Below are 4,228 nucleotides of genomic sequence, written 5' to 3'. Positions count from 1 at the left end.
TGGGCGTCGCGCTGTTCCTCGCCCGCCCGCGGCAGTCCCGCGCGCCGTGGCGGCGGCGGGCGCACGGCTGGCTCGGCCTGCTGCTGGCGCTGGTCACCGGCAGCTTCGCGGTCAGCGGCGGCTGGCATCTGTGGCACAAGGTCAACGCGGTGCCGCTGCCGGCGCCGTTCCAGCCGAGCTACCCGGTCGCCGGGCTGGACGCGGCGCCGCAGGCAGGCTGGCCGGACTACGGCGCTGGCGCGCGCCGGCTCGATCTGGTGCTGCTGGACGGGGCGCCGGCCTGGCGGCTGGAGCAGTTGTCCGCCGACGGCATGGTTGGCGTGCGCTACCTGAGCGGTGCGGGACAGGCGCTGGATGACGGCGCTGCGCGCCGCTACGGCGAGCAGCGCCTCGGCCACTACGCCGCCGCGCTGGGCCTCGGCCAGCCGCAGGCGGTCGAGGTGCAGGAGCGCTTCGACCACGACTACGGCTTCGTCTTCAAGCGCCTGCCGGTGCTCAGGGCCCGCTATGCCGACGGAGCGCGCACCGCGCTGTACGTCGATCCGCTCGACGGCGCGCTGGCGGCGCGGGTGGCCGACGGCGACCGCGCCGAAGGCTGGAGCTTCGCCTACCTGCACAAGTGGGAGGTGCTGGGGCGCTTCGGCAAGCCGGCCAAGGACGTTCTGGTCAGCGGCCTGGCGTTGGCCCATCTGCTGCTGGCCGGGCTCGGCCTGTGGCTGCTGCGCCGGCGCCGGCCCGGCTGAGGGGGCGGACCTGCCGCGCCGTGCGGCGCGGCAGGTCGCCGTCAGATCTCCACCTGGGTGCCCAGCTCGATCACCCGGTTCACCGGCAGCTTGAAGTAGCGCATGCTGCTGTTGGAGTTGCGCTGCTGGAAGGCGAACAGCTTCTCGCGCCAGTTGGCCATGCCGATGCGCTTGCTGGGGATCACGGTTTCCCGGCTGAGGAAGTAGGTGGTGCGCATCGGGCTGAAGTCCAGGCCATCGCGGCGCAGCTGGCGCAGGGCGGCGGGCACATCGGGCTCCTCCATGAAGCCGAAGTGCAGGATGATGCGGAAGAAGCCCTCGCCGTAGCTGTCCACCTCGAAGCGGCGATCCTCGGGCAGCCGCGGGCTGTCCTCGGTGACCACGGTGAGCAATATCACCTGCTCGTGCAGCACCTGGTTGTGCAGCAGGTTATGCAGCAGGGCATGCGGCACGGCGTCCGGCCGCGCGGTGAGGAACACCGCGGTGCCGTCGACCCGGTGCGGCGGCTGCAGGCAGATGCTGTCGATGAACACCGGCAGCGGCAGGGCGGTTTCGTCCAGGCGCGCGAACAGCAACTTCTTGCCGCTCTTCCAGGTGGTCATCAGGGTGAACAGGGCGATACCGGCCAGTACGGGGAAGGCGCCGCCCTGGAAGATCTTGGCGATGTTGGCGGAAAAGAACAGGCTGTCGACCAGCAGGAAGCCGAGCAGCAGCGGGATCGCCAGCCCGCGCGGGACTCGCCACAGCATCAGCATCACTGCCGCCACCAGCAGCGTGGTGATCAGCATGGTGCCGGTCACCGCCACGCCGTAGGCGGCGGCCAGCGCGCCGGAGCTTTCGAAGCCGACCACCAGCAGCACCACGCCGACCATCAGCGCCCAGTTCACCACGCCGATGTAGATCTGTCCCTGCTCGGCATGGGAAGTGTGCTGGATCTGCATGCGCGGCACATAGCCGAGCTGGATGGCCTGCTGGGTCAGCGAGAAGGCCCCGGAAATCACCGCCTGCGAGGCGATGATGGTGGCCAGGGTGGCCAGGGCGACCATCGGCAGCAGCGCCCACTCCGGTGCCAGCAGGTAGAAGGGGTTGCGTGCCGCCTCGGGGGTTCCCAGCAGCAGTGCGCCCTGGCCGAAGTAGTTGAGCACCAGCCCCGGCAGCACCAGGGCGAACCAGGCGCGGGCGATCGGCTTGCGGCCGAAGTGGCCCATGTCGGCGTACAGCGCTTCGGCGCCGGTCAGTGCCAGCACCACGGCGCCGAGGATGGCCACGCCGATGCCCGGGTGGGCGAGGAAGAAGTTCAGTGCCCACCAGGGATTGAGCGCCTGCAGCACCTCGGGGTTGCGGCTGATGCCGTACACCCCCAGCGCTCCGAGCACCAGGAACCAGGCCACCATCACCGGGCCGAACAGGATGCCGATGCGCGCGGTGCCGTGCTTCTGGATCAGGAACAGGCCGACCAGTACCGCGACCGACAGGGGAATCACCCAATGGCTGACGCCCTCGTAGGCGATTTCCAGGCCTTCGATGGCCGACAGTACCGAAATCGCCGGAGTGATCATGCTGTCGCCATAGAACAGCGCGGCACCGAACAGGCCGAGTAGCACCAGACCCGAACTCAGCCGTGGATGCGCCGCCGTCGCCCGGCGGGCCAGGGCGGTCAGCGCCATCACCCCGCCTTCGCCCTCGTTGTCGGCGCGCAGGATGAACAGCACGTACTTGAGCGACACCACCCACAGCAGCGACCAGAAGATCAGCGAGAGGGTGCCGAATACGCCGTCGTGGTTGAGCTGCACGCCGTAGTGGCCGGCGAACACCTCCTTGAGGGTGTACAGCGGGCTGGTGCCGATGTCGCCGTAGACCACGCCGGTGGCGGCGACCAGCAGGCTGATCTGCGAGGACGGCGCGTGCGGCCGTTCGTGGTTGGCAGGCAGGGTGGTGTCAGTCATGGAGCGGCTCCGGGGGATGTTCGCGCAGCCGGTAGCCGATGCCGGCCTCGGTGGCGATGAATTGCGGTGCGGCGGGGTCGTCGCCGAGCTTCTGGCGCAGGTGGCCGACCACCACGCGCAGGTAGTGGCTGTCCTCGAGGTGGGTCGGCCCCCAGATGTCCCTGAGCAACTGCTGCTGGGTGACCACCCGGCCCGGCTGGCGGGCGAGGGCGGCCAGCACGGCGTACTCCTTGGGCGTCAGGGCGATTTCCTGCCCGTGCAGGCTGACCCGCCGGGCGCCGGGGTCGATCTGCAGCGCCCCGCAGTGCACCGGGCTGGCCACCTGCCCGGCGAGCAGCGGCGGGCGCAGCAGCACGCGCACCCGGGCGAGGAATTCCGGGATGCTGAACGGCTTGGTCACGTAGTCGTTGGCACCGCCGTCCAGGCACAGCACCTTCTCGCTGTCGCCGGCGCGCACCGACAGCACCAGCACCGGCATCGGCGACCAGCGGCGCAGCTCGTCCAGCACGTCCTTGCCGTCCATGTCCGGCAGGCCGAGGTCGAGCACCAGCAGGTCGGGGTGGGCCTCGGCGGCCAGCGCCAGGCCCGCGCGGCCGCTGCCGGCCTCCAGCACCCGGTAGCCCTGGGCGGCGAGGCTGATGCGCAGGATCATGCGGATCTGCGCCTCGTCGTCGATGATCAGGATGCTCTGTTGCATTCCCGGCATGCCGTCACCCCTCCCCATCGGCTTCGCCCGGCTGCGCCTGCCGCGGCAGGTGCAGGCACAGGGTCGCGCCGCGCCCGTCGAGGCCGTCGGCCACCGTCACCGCGCCGCCGTGGGCGCCGAGGATGCCCTGGCAGATCGCCAGGCCCAGGCCGGTGCCCTTGCCGCCGCGATCGCCGCGCGCCGCGGTGTAGAACATGTCGAAGATCCTGTCCCGCTCGTCCGGCGGAATGCCCGGCCCCTCGTCGCTGACCGCGAGGCGCAGCTCGTTGGCGTCGGCCTCCACCGTCAGGCGCAGGCGGCCGCCTTGCGGCGAGAAGCGCGCGGCGTTCTCCAGCACGTTGACCAGCGCCTGCTCGATCAGCGCGGCGTGCACGTGCAGCAGCGACAGCGGGTCGGCCAGCACGGTTTCCAGGCGCAGCGGCGCGAGCACCGGGTGCAGGCGCTGCAGCGCGCTGGCGACTATGTCGGCCGGCGCCACCCAGTCGCGCTCCAGCTTGAGCTCGCCGTGACCGAGGCGGGTCATGTCGAGCAGGTTCTGGATGTAGCGGTCGAGCCGTTCGGCCTCGTTGCGCGTGCCTTCCAGCAGCTCGCGGCGATCCGCCGCGCCGATCTGCTCGCCGAGGGTGAGCAGGCTGTCGATGGCGCCGTGCATCACGGTCAGCGGCGTGCGCAGGTCGTGGGACACCGAGGCGAGCAGGGCGCTGCGCAGCTGTTCGGTTTCCGTCTGCAGGCGCGCCGCTTCCAGTTCCCGCGCCAGCTGCACGCGGGCCAGGGCCTGGGCCAGCGGCTGGCCGAGGGCGGCGAGCAGGCGCCGGCGCGCGGCCGGCACGGCG

General features: G+C 71.2%; 3 protein-coding genes and 1 pseudogene. 1 reads left to right on the top strand and 3 read right to left on the bottom strand.

Translation table 11 applies throughout. From position 1 onward, the window contains the following. A pseudogene (locus E5198_RS21675) lies at positions 1–743 on the top strand (hypothetical protein); the annotation flags it as partial. Positions 744–784: 41 nt separating this feature from the next. On the opposite strand, the gene E5198_RS20605 reads toward E5198_RS21675, so the two are convergent. From E5198_RS20605 to E5198_RS20595, 3 genes are all read right to left on the bottom strand, one after another. Then, positions 785–2,689 carry a potassium transporter Kup gene (locus E5198_RS20605; RefSeq protein ID WP_136491777.1) on the bottom strand — a complete coding sequence of 635 codons (1,905 nt, stop codon included), beginning with the start codon at positions 2,687–2,689 and terminating at the stop codon, positions 785–787. Further along, positions 2,682–3,395: a response regulator gene (locus E5198_RS20600; RefSeq protein WP_136491776.1), complete on the bottom strand. Its 714-nt coding sequence runs from the start codon at positions 3,393–3,395 to the stop codon at positions 2,682–2,684. Before E5198_RS20600 ends, E5198_RS20605 begins: the two co-directional genes overlap by 8 nt. Positions 3,396–3,399: 4 nt before the next feature. Next, positions 3,400–4,228 (bottom strand): sensor histidine kinase KdpD (locus tag E5198_RS20595; RefSeq protein ID WP_256659221.1); only part of this gene is annotated, 829 nt, incomplete at its 5' end.

This window comes from Pseudomonas sp. A-1, from assembly GCF_004801855.1.
In the GTDB taxonomy this organism is placed as follows: Bacteria; Pseudomonadota; Gammaproteobacteria; order Pseudomonadales; family Pseudomonadaceae; genus Geopseudomonas.
This window is presented reverse-complemented; position numbering and strand designations above follow the sequence as displayed.

What these genes read in the sequence shown, in the direction of transcription:
- E5198_RS20605 (WP_136491777.1), bottom strand. Translation starts at nt 2,689, where the DNA reads ATGACTGACACCACCCTGCCTGCCAACCACGAACGGCCGCACGCGCCG.
- E5198_RS20600 (WP_136491776.1), bottom strand. Translation starts at nt 3,395, where the DNA reads ATGCCGGGAATGCAACAGAGCATCCTGATCATCGACGACGAGGCGCAG.